Below are 14,397 nucleotides of genomic sequence, written 5' to 3'. Positions count from 1 at the left end.
ACGACGGCGGGGGGTCATTCCGCGACGGGAACGGGGTCCCCGGGCGGCTCGGACCAGCGGATCAGCGCGATCGCGCCGACCACGAGCACGCCGCCGGCGACCTGCACCGTCGTGGGGCGCTGCGCCACGAGCCACCACGCACCGAGCACGGCGAAGAGCACCTCGCTGAGCCCGACGAACGACGCCAGCCGGGATCCGAGCCGCCCGACCGCGGCGATCCCGGTGAGATAGGCCAGCGCCGTCGACAGCGCCGCCACCAGCACCACGCCGACCCACCACGGCACCGTCGCACCGCCGAGCACGATCGGTGTCGTCGTCGCGGTCAGCGGCAGCAGGCCCACGACGCCGACGAGCGCGACGACGGCGCTGCCCACGACCGCGCCGCCCGCGGTCAGCACTAGCGCCGGCGGGCCGGTGCCGTCGTCGCCGGAGCCGGCCCCGGCCGAGAGCCGGAAGTACGCGGCCAGGCACACCGCGGCCCCCAGCCCCCACAGCACGCCGACGACGTCGACCGCGGCACCACGCCCGACGTCGAGGACCAGCACCAGCCCGGCGACGGCGGCGGCCGCGCCCAGCAGCGTCGCCGGGCGGGGCCGCGTCCCGGATCGCGCCCACGTCCACCCGAGCAGCAGCACCGGCGCGGTGTACTCGATGAGCAGCGCGACGCCGACCGAGAGGTGGCCGACGGCGCTGAAGTAGCAGACCTGCGCCCCGGCCAGCGGGACCAGCCCGTAGACGACGACCGGACGCAGCTGGCCGGCGCGGGGCCGCCACCCGCGGGCCAGGACGATCACCAGCGGTACCGCCAGCAGGACCGCCGCGCCCGCCAACCGGCCCAGCGCCACTGCGGGCGGTGACCAGCCGGTGGCCAGGAGCGAGGCCGCGAACGGGCCGGCCAGCCCGAACGCCAGCCCCGAGAGCAGCGCGATCGCGAGCCCGGGCGCGGTGCGGGACGGTCGTCGATCGGCGTGGTCCACTCCGGTGATCAGAGCAGGCCCATAGCGCTCGGCAGAGTGATGTGGGTCACTTCTCGGCGGCGGCTGTCGATGACGGTGGGGGTGCTGCGTGGAGGGGCGGAGCGGCCGCCACCCGCGGTCGCCGGGGCGATCGGAGGTCATCGGAATGACGACGACGAGTGCGGTGCCGTCCCTGCCGCCCGCCCGGACGCTGCTGACCGGGCTGACGATGGTGGAGGGCGCACGCTGGCACGAGGGCCGGCTGTGGTTCGCGCACTGGGGGATCGGCGAGGTCGTGGCGGTGGACCTCGACGGACGGTCCGAGGTGATCGCGCCCGGTCCGCCGCGGATGGGCTGGGCGTTCGACTGGCTGCCCGACGGGCGCCGGATCACCACCGGCGCGTCCGTCACCCGGACCGAGGCCGACGGCACCGAGGTGACGCTGCGGGAGCAGGCGGCCAACGAGGTCGTCGTCGACCCGACCGGGCACGTGTTCGTCGACGGGTTCGACTTCGACTTCCTGGGCGGCGGCACCCCGGAGCCGGGCTGGATCGACCTCGTCGCTCCCGACGGCTCTTCGGGCCGGGTCGGGGAGGACATCCAGTTCCCGAACGGCATGGTCGTCACCCCCGACGGCCGCACGCTCGTCGTCGCCGAGTCCTTCGCGAGCCGGCTGACCGCGTTCGACATCGCCGACGACGGGAGCCTGACGAACCGTCGCGTCTGGGCGGACGGCCTCGCGCCGGACGGGATCTGCATCGACGCCGAGGGCGGGATCTGGGCGCAGGCGGCCGACACCGCGGCCCACACCGGCCGCCCGAGCGCGCCGTCGGGTGCCTGCGTGCGGGTGCTGGAGGGCGGCGAGATCACCCACCGGATCGAGGTCGACCAGCCGTGCTTCGCGTGCGGGCTCGGCGGCCCGGACGGGCGCTCGCTGTTCCTGCTCTGCAACGACTTCGAGGGCGTCGACCAGCTGCAGGCGGTGCTGTCGCGTCGGTCCGCCCGGGTCCTGGTCACCGAGGCGCCGGTGCCGGCGTGGACCCCGTCGGTCAGGTGAAGGTCGGTCAGGTGAAGACGGCCGTGATCGGGCTCGCCGTGTGCGGGAACGGCGCGGCCCCGGGGACGACGACGTCGGAGCGGCTCCGTCCGCCGGCGACGGTCGGGGTGGTGCTGGAGGCGGGCACGCCGAGCACGACGTCGTCGACGACGTTGCGGGCGCGGTGATCCCCGGGTCCACCGTGGGCGGGCCGGGGTGCGGCCGATGCGCTGATCGTCGGCGGGGCCGGCCGCTCCAGGCCCGCCATGATGCCGCCCGCGCTGCCGATCGCGACGAGGCCCGCGACGGTGCCGACGATCGCGGTCCGACGCCGCCGCGGCGGCAACCACTGCCCCGGCCGTCCGGTCGGCTGGTCGTCGTGGCGCGGGCTGGTGTCCATGTGCTGGCCTCCCTGGGGTCTCGGACGATCGTCGAGCCGTTCGGTGGGGCGTGGCTCGGTGCACTGTGTGGGTGGGCTGTGATCACTTGCGTTCGAGCGCGCTCGAACACCTAGCGTCGAGGGCGTGAGCACAGCGAACGCCGCCAGGATCTGGTTCATCACCGGCACGTCCCGTGGTTTCGGCCGCGAATGGGCGATCGCCGCCCTCCAGCGGGGCGACTCCGTCGCCGCCACCGCCCGCGACGCGGCCTCGCTCGACGACCTCGTCGCCGAGTACGGCGACCGCGTGCTGGCGCTGACCCTCGACGTCACCGACCGCGCGGCCTGCTTCGCCGCCGTCGAGCGGGCCCGCCGGCACTTCGGCCGGCTCGACATCGTCGTCAACAACGCCGGCTACGGGCAGTTCGGCATGATCGAGGAGATCAGCGAGGACGAGTTCCGCGCGCAGATCGAGACCAACGTCTTCGGGGCCTTCTGGGTCACCCAGGCCGCGCTGCCGATCATGCGGGAGCAGGGCTCGGGCCACCTGCTCCAGGTGTCGTCGATCGGCGGCATCTCGGCCTTCCAGAACATCGGCGCCTACAACGCCTCGAAGTGGGCCCTCGAGGGCTTCAGCCAGGCGCTGGCCCAGGAGGTCGCCGCCTTCGGCATCCACGTCACGATCATCGAGCCGGGTGGCTTCTCCACCGACTGGGGCGGGTCCTCCGCGAAGCACGCCAGGTCGCTGCCGGCCTACGACGGCGTCCGTGACGCGGCGGCCGAGTCCCGGAAGGCGCGGGTGTCGTCCCCGGGCGACCCGAACGCGAGCGCCAAGGCCGTGATGGAGATCGTCGACGCGGCGGAGCCGCCGCTGCGGGTCTTCTTCGGCGACGCCCCGCTGCAGATCGCCGAGGCCGACTACTCGTCGCGGCTCGACACCTGGCGCTCCTGGCAGCACGTCGCGCACCTCGCGCAGGGCTGACGGTCCCGCTCCCGCCATCGGCGAGGATGGCGGGCGTGGCCAGGTCTTTCGGCGCCGTCGTGATCGGTACCCCGGACCCCGCGGGGACGGCGGCCTTCTACCGCGAGCTCCTGGGGTGGCTGACCGTCGAGGGCGACGACCCCGACTTCATCCGGCTGCGCGACCCGGGCCGGGAACGTCCGGGACTGAGCTTCCAGCGCGAGTCCGGGTTCATCGCCCCGACGTGGCCGCCACAGCCGGGCGCCCAGCAGTTGCAGGCGCACCTCGACGTCCTGGTCGACGACCTCGACGCCGAGGTGGCGCGGGCGCTGGCACTGGGCGCGTGTCGGGACGACCACCAGCCGGCCGAAGGGGTCGTGATCATGCGCGACCCCTGGGGCGGGGTGTTCTGCCTGTTCCTCGACGGCTACTGACTGGTCCGGTCGGGTGATCTCGCCGCCCGGGCTGGCTTCGGTGTCATCGCGGCCGGTCTGGCTCCGACCCCCGGTCGAACCGCACCGCGGGTGCGGCGACACCGAGGAGGAGAGCCGCATGGGCACCGTGGTCGTGAAGCAGTGGATGTCGCTGGACGGCGTCGTGGAGTCGGAGTCGATGGCGACGTGGTTCGCGCCGTTCCACTCCGACGCCCGGGGCGCCCGGATCACCGCGGACCTCGCCGAGGCCGACGCGATGGTGATGGGCCGGCGCACCTACGAGACCCTCGCGCCGTACTGGTCGGTTCTGCAGAACAACGAGATGGGTGTCGCGGACCGGATCAACGGCATGAAGAAATACGTCGCGTCGCATTCGATGACGAATCCGACCTGGATCAACGCCGAGGTCCTCCCGGGTGACGCCGTCACCGCCGTCGCGACGCTGAAGAACGAATCCGACGACCTGCTCTACGTCGACGGAAGTGCCCACCTCGCCGGGCAGCTCCTCGCGGCCGGCCTGGTGGACGAGCTCCGGCTGTTGATCAACCCCGTGGTGATGGGCCGGGGCGTGAACTTCTACGACGCGGTCCCGCCCGGGACGGTGCTCGAGCCGGTGGCGATCACCCCGCTCGACCTGGGTGTCGTCGCCGCCCGGTACGCGGTCCGGCAGGGCTGAGGTCCCGGTCCGGGGGGCCGGTGCGGCGGACGGACCAGCGGGTCCGCCTCGCCGGTCACAGCGTGATCACAAACTGCGGCGCCGACGAACCCGGGGCCCGGCTCCACGTCCCCCTCACTGCGTTGCGGCCATCATCGTTCGGACCGCCACGGTCAGGCACATAGGGACCAAGGAGAAACCAGTAGTGGCTGAGACAGAAACCCGTCGGTCGCCGGCCATCATCGTCCCGAAGCGAATCGGGCAGAATTCCACGAACCCGGCGGAAAGTGCTGGTAGCGCTGAGACCGCGACGCCGGCGGTCCCCGCTCCCCGGACCCCGGAATCCGTCACGACCGACGCGCGGTCGTGGTGGGGCGCGGGCTTCACCGTGACCCGCCGGGGCTACGACCCCCGCGAGGTCGAGGCGGCGTTCGACCGGGCGGCGGCCGACTACTCGGTGGTCGTCACCGATCGCGACGAGCTGGCCCGCAACGAGCTGCGGGCCCGCGAGCAGGTGGCCGAGCTCCAGCAGGAGCTGCGCGACCTCGCGTCCGCCCCGATCGACGGCCGCAACCTCTCGGCGCGGCTGCGCCACATGCTCGAGCTCGCCCAGGAGGAGGCGTCCGAGGTCCGCGCCCACGCCCACGCATCGGCGACCGCGACCGTCGAGCAGGGGCGCACCCAGGCCCGGGCGATCCACGACGACGCGACCGGGCGCGCCCGGGCCCTCGCCGAGCAGACCGACGGCGCCGCCCGGGCCCGGCTCGCGGAGGCGTCGGAGCAGGCGACCGCGACCGTCGTCGAGGCCGAGCGGCAGGCGGGCAAGCTCCGCCGCGAGGCCGAGGACGCGCGGGCCGAGGCGGCCCGACGGATGGAGGCCGCCGAGGCGCAGGCGCGGGAGCTCGTCAGCACCGCCGAGGCGGAGGCCGAGCGGCTCACCAAGGACGCGCACGCCGAGCGGATCCGGCTCGACGAGGCGTCGCAGAGCCGCCGCGCCCAGACCGAGCACGACTTCGAGGTGGCCCTGACCGCGCGTCGTGACGAGGCGGCCGCGGCGCTCGAGGTCGTCGAGAAGGACCGTCAGGACCTCGAGCGGACCGGGCGGGAGGCCCAGGAGGCCGCCGCCACGCGCCTGGCCGCCACCACCGCGGCGACCGAGGCGCTCGAGCAGCACCAGCGGGAGATCACGGCGCGCTTCGCGACGCTGCGCGAGCTCGTCGACCGCGCGTCGGCGCCGATCCCGGAGCGGACGAAGACCCCGGAGTCGGCGGTCTGACGCGTCATCCGCGTCCATGATCACCGGGATGAGGAGATTCCGGGCGCCAGGCGTCCAGGAGCTCGTCATCCCGGTGATCATGCTCGGGCCGGCCCGCCCGAACAGCTCAGCCGGCCCGCCGCCACTCCTGCGGGGTGAGCCCGTGCGCGGCGCGGAACCGGCGCACGAAGTAGCCGGGATCGGGATAGCCGACGCGGCCGGCGACCGCGGCGACGGTGAGGTCGCTCGTCGCGAGCAGCCGCCGGGCCTCCTGCAGGCGCCGCTCGGTCAGCCACTGCCCGACGGTGCGCCCGGTCCCGCGCCGCAGGACGGTGGTCAGGTGCCCGGGTGACACCCCGACGACGGCCGCGACGTCACGCGTCGAGACCGGGACGCGGAACCGGGCCTCGATCTCGTCGAACGTCGCCGCGAGCAGCGGCTCGTCGTGACGGCGCAGGTCGTCGGGCACGTCGGTGTCCAGCCGCGCGAGCCGCACGAGGAGCAGCGTCACGTGGGCCCGGGCCGCCTCGGCGTAGCCGTCGCGGCGGGTGCCGAGCTCGTCGGCCAGCGCGGTCAGGTCGGCGAGCCACGCCGCGCGCTGCTCGGGCACCACGTGCAGGCGCCGCCCGGAGGGATGCCGGAGGCGGGTGAAGGGGTAGAGCAGCGGGTGCGCGCGCCACGCGGCGGGGGAGGACGGCGCGTCCGGGTCGACGAGGTCGGGCGGGAAGAACACCGCCCAGACGACGCGGTCCTCGGCCGGGCTCCCCTCGCTCGGGGTGACGACGGCGCCGGGCGCGATGACGAGCACGTCCCCGGTGTCGAGGTGCCAGGTGCGCCCGTCCACCGTCATCGGCCCGGCGCGGTGCTCGACGTAGAGCAGGACGAGGAAGTCGTGCGCGTGCTCCCGGTCGCCGAGGCCGGGCGGTGACGCGCTCGTCCAGCGCGCGACGGTGACTGCCGGCGCCCCGGGACTGCGGGTGTAGCCCACCAGCGGTACGCCGTCGACGTCCCGGTGCACGATCGGTCCCGCGGCGGAGAAATGTCCTGTCGTCACGACGTTCTGTCCCTTGTTCCCAGCTCAGGCACCATCGAGAGTAGTCCCCGCACCGGAGAACCGTCCGATACCGCGACCCGAGGAGCGACGACGATGCCCGATCCGCACGCGGGGCACGACGCCCGGCCGGCCCGCCCGTTCGTGCCGGCCATGGGGCAGGGCGGCCCGCTGGCCTTCTACGACGCGATGAGCCTCCTGCTCGGGGCCCGCCGCGCGCACGAGCGCCTGGTCGCGGCGGCCGGCCTCGCCGCCGGGCAGACCGTGCTCGAGATCGGCTGCGGCACGGGCAACCTGCTGCTGGCCGCCGCGCGGGCGGAGCCCGGGGCCGCCGTCGTCGGGCTCGACCCCGACGCGGGGGCGCTCGCCCGGGCGCGGCACAAGACGCGGCGGCTGCCGGCGATCCGGCTCGAGCAGGGCTACGCCGACGAGCTGCCGCACGCCGACGGCAGCGTCGACCGCGTCGTCTCGGCGTTCATGTTCCACCACCTCCCGGCGGACGGGAAACGGGCGATGCTGGCCGAGGTGCGGCGGGTGCTCGCGCCGGGCGGGGTGCTGGCCGTCCTCGACTTCGACGGCGCGCCGCGCCCGTTCGGACCGCTGACGCCGCTGCTGCGGTTCGCGCACCGCCGTCGGGGCCACGACCACGGTCACGACCACGGCCACGGGCACGACGCCGAGCCGCTCGGGATCGTCCCCAACGACCGCGCGGTGATCCGCGAGCTCATCGCCGACGCCGGGTTCGACGAGGTCGCCCAGGTCGACGAGGGCCGCGGTCACGCCGGCGCGTGGACCATCCAGCGCGCGGTGCGCCCGCGGGACTGAGTCAGAGCTGGTGTTTCGGACACCAGTAGGAGGTGCGCCCGCCTACGGTGGCCCGGCGCAGCTCGGTGCCGTCGCGGGGGCAGTGCCCGCCGAAGTGGCGGTGCGCCACCAGCGGCAGGGTGTGGACCCCGCCGTCGCGCAGGGCCTCGCCGATCGTCGCGCGCAGCGCCCGCTGCAGCCGCGTCCGTTCGGGCGCGGTCAGCTCGTCGACCGGACGGTCCGGGGCGAGCCGGGCGCGCCAGAGGATGTCGTCGGCGAGCAGGTTCCCGACCCCGGCCAGCGCGTGCTGGTCGAGCAGCCGCGCCTTGACCGGGCCGCGGCCGCTCCCCAGCGCCGTGGCGAACTGCTTCGGGGTGATCGTGGCGGCGTCGGGGCCGAGCCCGTCGAGCGGTGGGTCGAGCCGGATGCGCCCGAGCCGGCGGGGGTCGACGAGCCGGAGCATCCCGCCGTCGTCGAACGTCAGTGAGAAGCGCGACCAGCGGTAGTCGCCAGGGGCGCGCCCGAACTCCCAGTAATCGCCGCCGTCGACCTCGGTGCCGTCCACGTCGGAGATCACGATCTTGCCGGACATGCCGAGATGGATCCCGAGCACCGGGCCGGTCGCGGTGTCGCACCACAGCGTCTTGCCCCGGCGGTGGGCCGCGGCCAGGTCCTCACCGACCAGCGCGGCCGCGATCTCGCCCGGGGCGTGCGGACGGCAGACGTAGCCGTCGCCGTCGTCGACCGCGACGATCCGCCGTCCCAGCGCGGAGCGCTCGATCACCGCACGGGCCGACTCGGCCTCCGGCAGCTCGGGCACCGGGCCCACCCTTCCCCGTGATCGGGCCGAGGTCGAGCGCACCGCGCATACGGAGTTGAATGAGATAGTTTCATTCGATACTCTCTTACTGTGAACGATATGGCGGACGTGTCCGAGAGCGACACCCCGGCGACGACGGCCGTCGTCCCCGGCGGCTTCTCCGAGACCTTCCGGGCGGCGTGGGCCCGGTCCGGCGGGTGGTCGGGGATCGCGGTCGCCGCCGCGCCGACCGCCGTCTTCGTCGTGACGAGCGCGCTCACGGAGCTCCCCGCCGCCGTCATCGCAGCCGGCGTGACGGCCGTCGGCGCCTTCGCCTACCGGCTCGCGCGGCACGAACCCCTCGGTGGTGCCCTCGCCGGGCTGGGCGTGGTCGTCGTCTGCGCCGTCGCCGCGGCGGTCACCGGCGAGGCGCGCGGCTTCTTCCTCCTGCCCGCCGCCCTGCCCGGGGTGGTCGTGGTGATCTGCCTCGGCAGCCTGGTCGCCCGCCGGCCCGTGACCGGTCTGCTGCTCAACCGGCTCGCGGGCGGGCCGGTGCACTGGCCCCGGCGTCGCGACCTCCTCCGGGTCTACGACGTCACGACGGTGATCGCCGTCGCCGTGAACCTGGTCAACTTCGCTCTGCAGGCCGTCTTCTACGCGGCCGACCAGACCGCCGTCCTGGCGGTGGCCCACGTCGCGACCGGCCCGGTGTTCGCCGCGCTGGTCGCCGGAACGGTCGTCGCGGTACGCCGCCGGCTGCCGCGGCCCGCCTGAGTCCGCGTCCGCCCCCCTCGTCGTTCGGAGAGAGTCATGCGTGTGGTCGTCATCGGCGCCGGCCTCGGCGGACTGACCCTGGCCCACGGTCTGCGGTCGGCGGGCATCGAGGTCGCGGTGTACGAGCGCGGCTCTCGCTCCGGCCCCCAGCCGGCCAGCTACGGCATCCACGTCAACCGCCACGGCAACCGAGCGCTGCACGCCTGCCTCCCGGCCGGGAACTGGGCGCTGTTCGACCAGGGGGCCGTTCCCGCACCGGACGTCGTCCGGTTTCGCGACGCCCGCCTGACCGTCCTCACCGACCTCGAGCAGAGCGCCCCGACCGAGGACGTCGACCCCGTCGCCCACCGCCGGGCCGTCCGGCGGGACGTCCTCCACAGCGCGCTGCGGCTCGGGCTCGACGCGGTCCTGCACTGGGAGAAGACCTTCGAGTCCTTCGCGCGTCGGTCCGACGGGACGGTGCGGGTCCGGTTCGCCGACGGCACGTGGACCGACGGCGACCTGCTCGTGGGCGCCGACGGCAGCAATTCCCGGGTGCGCCATCAGTACCTGCCCGATCTGGTCCGTCACGAGCTGGGCATCCTCAACGTCGCGGGCCGCCTCCCGCTGGACCACCCCGCGGCTCGTGCGCTCCCGGCAGGCATGACCGACGGGTCGGTCAACAACGTGGTGCCCGGGACACCCGGGTGGCTCTTCGCCTCGGCGTGGCCGGCGGCCGACCGCAACGGGGCCGGCCGGCCCGTCGCGGGCGACGACGTCCTGGTCTGGGCCTATGCCGCTGCCCGCACGGCCTACCCGGACGGCGTCGAATCCCTCGACGGCGAGGCGCTGCGGCACTGGGTCGGCCGCCGGGTCGCCCGGTGGGATCCCCGCGTGGCGGCGATGGTGGCGGGCAGCGCGCCCGACACGGTGGCCCCGGTGTCGCTGCGCACCATGGGCCGGTTGCGCGTCTGGCCGGCATCGACCGTCACGCTGCTCGGGGACGCCGTCCACTCCATGACACCGATGGCGGGCGTCGGCGCCAACACCGCGCTGCGCGACGCCGACGCGCTCCGGCGGGCGCTCACCGATCCCGGACCCGACGATCTCGTCGCCCGGGTCGGGACCTACGAGGAGCAGATGCGCGGCTACGCGAACGAGGCGCTCGCCGTCTCGACCCGCAACGCCCGCAACGCCGCCTCCACCCGGCGGTTGCCCCGCCTCGCGTTCCGCGCCCTGCTCTCGGCCGGCGAGGCGGTGCCCCCGATCAAGCGCAGGGTGTTCCCCGCGACGCGTCAGGCGGTCCCGGCCGACGGGTAGGTGAACCGGGTGAGGAGGTCCATGAGCTGGTCGTACTCGCCCGGCTCCAGGGGAGCGACGAGCCGGTCGAACAGCGGGGCGCCGTTGTCGTGAGCGGCGTCGAAGACCTCCACGCCACGGTCGGTGATCTCGACCTCACGGACCCGGCGGTCGCCCGGCACGGGTTTGCGCACGGCGAGGCCGGCCTTCTCCAGATCGTCGACGACGCGCACGATCATCGCCTTGTCCATGCCGATCGCGGCGCCGAGGTCACGCTGGCTGGTGGCGCCGGCCCGGTGCAGCTCGATCAGCACCGCGAAGTGGCGCAGCTCCAGGCCGAGGGGCCGCAGCGCCTCGACGAGCGCCCCCGCAGCGTGGTCGTGAGCCCGCCGCAGCAGCAGGCCGAGGGCGAACGGCGACGCGTCACCGGGGCGGTCGGTCGCTCGCGGCGACGACGACGACATCGTCATGCCTGACTCCATATCAGCGTAGACCGTCTCGGATGACTCAGATTATCCCCCTCGTCCCCGGGTCGTGGCGCGCGCTGGCAGGGGTGGGTCCGGGGGAGGACGCTGGATCACGGTCCGGCCGGGGCCTCGGAGGGAGAGCGATCCATGGTGACCACCGCACCTCGGGAGTCGGCCGGGGAGCAGGGGCTGGTCCGCCGCGTGGTCGCGCTCTTCGCGCCCTACCGCGCCCGGCTGCTGCTGATCGCCCTGGCCATCCTGGTCACCGCCGGGCTCGGCATCGTCAACCCGTTCCTCACCCAGGCGGTGTTCGACGACGCCCTGTTCGCGCCCGGCGGGGCGAACCTGGGCCTGCTCGGCCTCCTGGTCGCGGGGATGGTCGTCATCGCCCTGGTGTCCGGGCTGATCGGGGTCGGGCAGACCTACCTGACGACACTGCTCGGCAACCGCGTCATGCAGGAGCTGCGGGACCGGCTCTTCGCGCACCTCCAGCGCATGCACCTCGGGTTCTTCACCTCGACGAAGACCGGGGTGATCCAGTCGCGGCTGGACAACGACGTCGCCGGGGTCCAGTCGGTGGTGACCGAGACGGCGTCGTCGATCCTGTCCAACGTCGTCACCGTGGTGGCATCGGTCATCGCGATGCTGGTGCTGTCCTGGCAGCTCTCGCTCGTGGCGTTCGTGCTGATGCCGGTGTTCGTGCTGCTGCAGATCCGCGTCGGGCGGGTGCGACGACGGGTGGCGGCGAGCACCCAGGTGTCGCTCTCGGACATGTCGGCGATCACCCAGGAGTCGCTGTCGGTGTCGGGCGTGCTGCTGGCGAAGGTGTTCGGACGCCAGGAGCACGAGATCGACCGCTACCGCACCGAGAACGCCCGCCAGACCGACCTGCAGGTCCGGCAGACCATGACCGGGCAGTCGTTCTTCGCCGTGGTGCAGGCCTTCTTCGCGATCACGCCCGCCGCGGTGTACCTGGTCGCCGGGTACGTGGGCACCGGCACCGGCGGCGCGGTGCTCTCGGCGGGCACCCTGGTCGCGTTCACGACGCTGCAGAGCCGGCTGCTCTTCCCCGCGGTGAACCTGCTGCGGGTCTCGCTCGACGTGCAGACCTCGCTCGCGCTGTTCGGCCGGATCTTCGCCTACCTGGACCTGGTCCCGGCGATCACCGACCCGCCCGGCGCGCGGGTCCTCGACACGGCGCACGCCCGGGGCTCCGTGGAGTTCGACGACGTGTGGTTCCACTACCCGCCGGCCGAGGAGGACGAGTCCGTCACCCCGGGTCCCGAGGACGACCGGGAGCCGACCTGGGCGCTGCGCGAGCTGTCGCTGCGGATCGAGCCCGGCCAGCTGGCCGCCGTCGTCGGGCCCAGCGGGGCCGGCAAGACCAGCCTCTCCTACCTGGTGCCCCGCCTCTACGACGTCGACCGCGGAGCAGTCCGTCTCGACGGGTACGACGTCCGCGACCTCGCCCTCACCTCGATCGCGCAGGTCCTCGGCATGGTCACCCAGGACACCTACCTCTTCCACGCCACCATCGCCGAGAACCTGCGCTACGCCGCGCCCGACGCGACCGACGACGAGCTGGTGGCGGCCGCGCGGGCGGCGAACATCCACGACCGCATCGTGGGCTTCGAGCAGGGCTACGACACGGTCGTCGGGGAGCGCGGCTACCGGCTCTCCGGCGGCGAGAAGCAGCGGCTGGCCATCGCCCGGGTGATCCTCGCCGACCCCAAGGTCCTCATCCTCGACGAGGCGACCTCGGCCCTGGACACCGTCAGCGAGCGCCTGGTCCAGCACGCGCTGGAGAGCGTGATGGACGGGCGGACCACGATCGCGATCGCCCACCGGCTGTCCACCGTGCTCGCCGCGGACGTCATCTTCGCCCTCGACGGCGGCCGGCTGGTCGAGTCCGGCACGCACGCCGAGCTGCTCGCTCGCGGCGGGCTCTACGCGAAGCTCTACGCCGAACAGTTCGGGGCCGGAGCGATCGAGGCCCGCTGCGCCGACGGGGTGCGCTTCCGCGACGGCGAGGTGATCCACCAGGAGCCGCAGCCCGAGGTGGCTTAGCGGACGTGAGGCAGGACGTCGGCGACGAGGCGCTCCATCTGCTCGCGGTCCTCGGCGACGTCCGCGCCGAGCGGGTTGAGCAGGATGGTCTCGGCGCCCGCGTCGCGGACCTCGGCCAGGCCGCGGGCGACGTCGTCGGGGGTGCCGGTGACCGGGACGTCCTCGATGCCCGGCATCCCGCCGTAGATCCGCCGCAGACCGGCGACCGCCCGCTCGCGCGCCCGCGCCGGGTCGTCGTCGACGGCGAGGTAGACCCGCTTGCCGATCGGGTAGGCGGCCGGGTCGCGGCCCTGGCGCTCGAGCTCCTGCCGGATCGTGGTCACCTGCCCGGCGAAGGCCGCGGTCGACGACGAGCCGGCGCCGAGGAAGGCGTCGCCGTGCCGGACCGCGCGGGCCAGCGCCTTCGGGGCGTTGGCGCCGAACCAGATCGGCGGGTGCGGGCGCTGCACGGGCTTCGGCGCGACGGGGAGGTCGTCGACCTGCCGGAACCGTCCGTCGAACTGCACGCGCGGTGCGTCGGACCAGGCGGCCTTCATCAGCTCCAGGCCCTCGGTGAACCGCGAGATGAAGGTCTCGCGCTCGACCCCGAACGCCGCGAACTGGCGGAACCCGCCCCCGGGCGCGACCCCGACGTCGAGCCTGCCGTGACTGAGCCGGTCGACCGCGGTGATCGACGCCGCGAGCTGCAGCGGGTCGTGCAGCGAGCTGACCAGCACCCCGACCCCGAGACGCAGCCGCTCGGTGCAGGCCGCGGCGTAGGCGAGCATCTCCAGCGGCGCGATCAGGGGTGTCGGTCCGATCGCCTGTTCCAGGGTCCAGCCGGCCTCGAACCCGAGCTCCTCGGCCCGGGTGAGGTAGGCCTTCAGCCCGGGCGCGTCGAAGCCGTCGGTGTCGCGCTGGGGGATCGAGATCGACCATCGCACGTCGCGGACGCTACCGGTGTGGTCACGTTCTCGGTCGGAGCCGGAACGCCCGGGCACCGCCGGCCCAGGCGAGGTGGAGGTCCTGCTCGCTCGGCTCGCCGTCGTCGTCGACCGTGATCTGGTTGAAGTCGGCGAACCGGCGGTTGTCGCGCGCCATGATCCCGTAGGCCTCGACGACCCCCGGCTCGTCGGTGATCGCCGTGACGTCGGCCGTCCGGCGCCGTCCCTGCAGCAGGATCGTCACCGGATCACCCGTGCGCAGGTTGCGGCCCCAGGCGAACGGGGTGCCGACGAGCAGGGCGTCGCCCTCGCGGGTGTAGGCGACCGGGACCTCGTAGCGCGTGCCGCTGCGGCGCCCGACGACCTCGATCACCACCAGCCGCGCCCCGACCAGCCGGTTCAGCAGCGGGACGTGGAGCAGGAAGCGGACGAGGCGGTTGACCGCGCTCTGCACCGGCAGGGTCCGTGCCCTCGGCTGGGTCATGTCCTTCTCCGTCCTATCGAGACGCTTCCGTTTCGCTATTTATCGATACGCTAGCGTCTCGATGGAGCGGAGGG

General features: G+C 74.0%; 16 protein-coding genes. 9 read left to right on the top strand and 7 right to left on the bottom strand.

The features are described from left to right. Positions 1-14 precede the first annotated feature (14 nt). Positions 15-977 (bottom strand): EamA family transporter, encoded by a 963-nt coding sequence (locus LQ327_RS25710; RefSeq protein ID WP_230738648.1) that lies wholly within the window; start codon positions 975-977, stop codon positions 15-17. 145 nt (positions 978-1,122) lie between these two features. Between LQ327_RS25710 and LQ327_RS25705 the strand changes: the two genes are divergently transcribed. Beyond that, a complete protein-coding gene (locus LQ327_RS25705; protein WP_230738647.1) occupies positions 1,123-2,013 on the top strand; it encodes an SMP-30/gluconolactonase/LRE family protein in 891 nt (296 codons plus the stop codon). A 7-nt stretch (positions 2,014-2,020) separates the two neighbouring features. Here LQ327_RS25705 and LQ327_RS25700 read toward each other — a convergent pair whose 3' ends face one another. Beyond that, the gene (locus LQ327_RS25700; protein ID WP_230738646.1) at positions 2,021-2,392 is read right to left on the bottom strand and encodes a hypothetical protein; all 372 of its coding nucleotides are present in this window, start codon (positions 2,390-2,392) and stop codon (positions 2,021-2,023) included. Positions 2,393-2,516: 124 nt separating this feature from the next. Between LQ327_RS25700 and LQ327_RS25695 the strand changes: the two genes are divergently transcribed. The 4 genes from LQ327_RS25695 to LQ327_RS25680 all read left to right on the top strand — a co-directional run bounded on the left by LQ327_RS25695 (position 2,517) and on the right by LQ327_RS25680 (position 5,697). Beyond that, positions 2,517-3,353 carry an SDR family oxidoreductase gene (locus LQ327_RS25695; RefSeq protein WP_230738645.1) on the top strand — a complete coding sequence of 279 codons (837 nt, stop codon included), beginning with the start codon at positions 2,517-2,519 and terminating at the stop codon, positions 3,351-3,353. Between the two features lie 35 nt (positions 3,354-3,388). Next, entirely contained in the window at positions 3,389-3,766 is a 378-nt protein-coding gene (locus LQ327_RS25690; RefSeq protein ID WP_230738644.1) for a VOC family protein, read from the top strand. 118 nt (positions 3,767-3,884) lie between these two features. Next, positions 3,885-4,442, top strand: coding sequence for a dihydrofolate reductase family protein (locus LQ327_RS25685; protein ID WP_230738643.1), 558 nt, complete (start codon positions 3,885-3,887; stop codon positions 4,440-4,442). A gap of 367 nt (positions 4,443-4,809) precedes the next feature. After that, complete coding sequence (locus LQ327_RS25680) at positions 4,810-5,697, top strand: DivIVA domain-containing protein (RefSeq protein ID WP_230738642.1); 888 nt, start codon at positions 4,810-4,812, stop codon at positions 5,695-5,697. A gap of 106 nt (positions 5,698-5,803) precedes the next feature. Here LQ327_RS25680 and LQ327_RS25675 read toward each other — a convergent pair whose 3' ends face one another. Beyond that, positions 5,804-6,730: an AraC family transcriptional regulator gene (locus LQ327_RS25675; RefSeq protein ID WP_230738641.1), complete on the bottom strand. Its 927-nt coding sequence runs from the start codon at positions 6,728-6,730 to the stop codon at positions 5,804-5,806. A gap of 93 nt (positions 6,731-6,823) precedes the next feature. On the opposite strand from LQ327_RS25675, the gene LQ327_RS25670 reads away from it, so the two are divergent. Beyond that, entirely contained in the window at positions 6,824-7,552 is a 729-nt protein-coding gene (locus LQ327_RS25670) for a class I SAM-dependent methyltransferase (RefSeq protein WP_230738640.1), read from the top strand. Position 7,553: 1 nt separating this feature from the next. Here the strand turns inward: LQ327_RS25670 and LQ327_RS25665 are convergent, their stop codons facing one another. Next, positions 7,554-8,351 (bottom strand): Fpg/Nei family DNA glycosylase, encoded by a 798-nt coding sequence (locus LQ327_RS25665; protein WP_230738639.1) that lies wholly within the window; start codon positions 8,349-8,351, stop codon positions 7,554-7,556. Between the two features lie 99 nt (positions 8,352-8,450). Here LQ327_RS25665 and LQ327_RS25660 point away from each other — a divergent pair, with 99 nt between their 5' ends. Together LQ327_RS25660 and LQ327_RS25655 are read left to right on the top strand one after the other, a co-directional pair. Beyond that, positions 8,451-9,104 carry a DUF3159 domain-containing protein gene (locus tag LQ327_RS25660; RefSeq protein WP_230738638.1) on the top strand — a complete coding sequence of 218 codons (654 nt, stop codon included), beginning with the start codon at positions 8,451-8,453 and terminating at the stop codon, positions 9,102-9,104. A gap of 36 nt (positions 9,105-9,140) precedes the next feature. Further along, positions 9,141-10,403 carry an FAD-dependent oxidoreductase gene (locus tag LQ327_RS25655; RefSeq protein WP_230738637.1) on the top strand — a complete coding sequence of 421 codons (1,263 nt, stop codon included), beginning with the start codon at positions 9,141-9,143 and terminating at the stop codon, positions 10,401-10,403. Here the strand turns inward: LQ327_RS25655 and LQ327_RS25650 are convergent. Then, the gene (locus tag LQ327_RS25650; RefSeq protein ID WP_230738636.1) at positions 10,379-10,852 is read right to left on the bottom strand and encodes a MarR family winged helix-turn-helix transcriptional regulator; all 474 of its coding nucleotides are present in this window, start codon (positions 10,850-10,852) and stop codon (positions 10,379-10,381) included. The two genes, LQ327_RS25655 and LQ327_RS25650, sit on opposite strands and share 25 nt — an antisense overlap. A gap of 144 nt (positions 10,853-10,996) precedes the next feature. On the opposite strand from LQ327_RS25650, the gene LQ327_RS25645 reads away from it, so the two are divergent. Then, the gene (locus LQ327_RS25645; RefSeq protein ID WP_230738635.1) at positions 10,997-12,916 is read left to right on the top strand and encodes an ABC transporter ATP-binding protein; all 1,920 of its coding nucleotides are present in this window, start codon (positions 10,997-10,999) and stop codon (positions 12,914-12,916) included. Here LQ327_RS25645 and LQ327_RS25640 read toward each other — a convergent pair. Next, complete coding sequence (locus LQ327_RS25640; protein ID WP_230738634.1) at positions 12,913-13,839, bottom strand: LLM class flavin-dependent oxidoreductase; 927 nt, start codon at positions 13,837-13,839, stop codon at positions 12,913-12,915. The genes LQ327_RS25645 and LQ327_RS25640 overlap by 4 nt on opposite strands. A 22-nt stretch (positions 13,840-13,861) precedes the next feature. After that, positions 13,862-14,323 (bottom strand): PNPOx family protein, encoded by a 462-nt coding sequence (locus LQ327_RS25635; protein ID WP_230738633.1) that lies wholly within the window; start codon positions 14,321-14,323, stop codon positions 13,862-13,864. Between the last annotated feature and the right edge of the window lie 74 nt (positions 14,324-14,397).

The organism is Actinomycetospora endophytica (genome assembly GCF_021026375.1).
GTDB lineage: Bacteria > Actinomycetota > Actinomycetes > Mycobacteriales > Pseudonocardiaceae > Actinomycetospora > Actinomycetospora endophytica.
The sequence above is the reverse complement of the archived record's forward strand: the minus strand, read 5'-3'. Positions and strand labels throughout refer to the sequence as shown.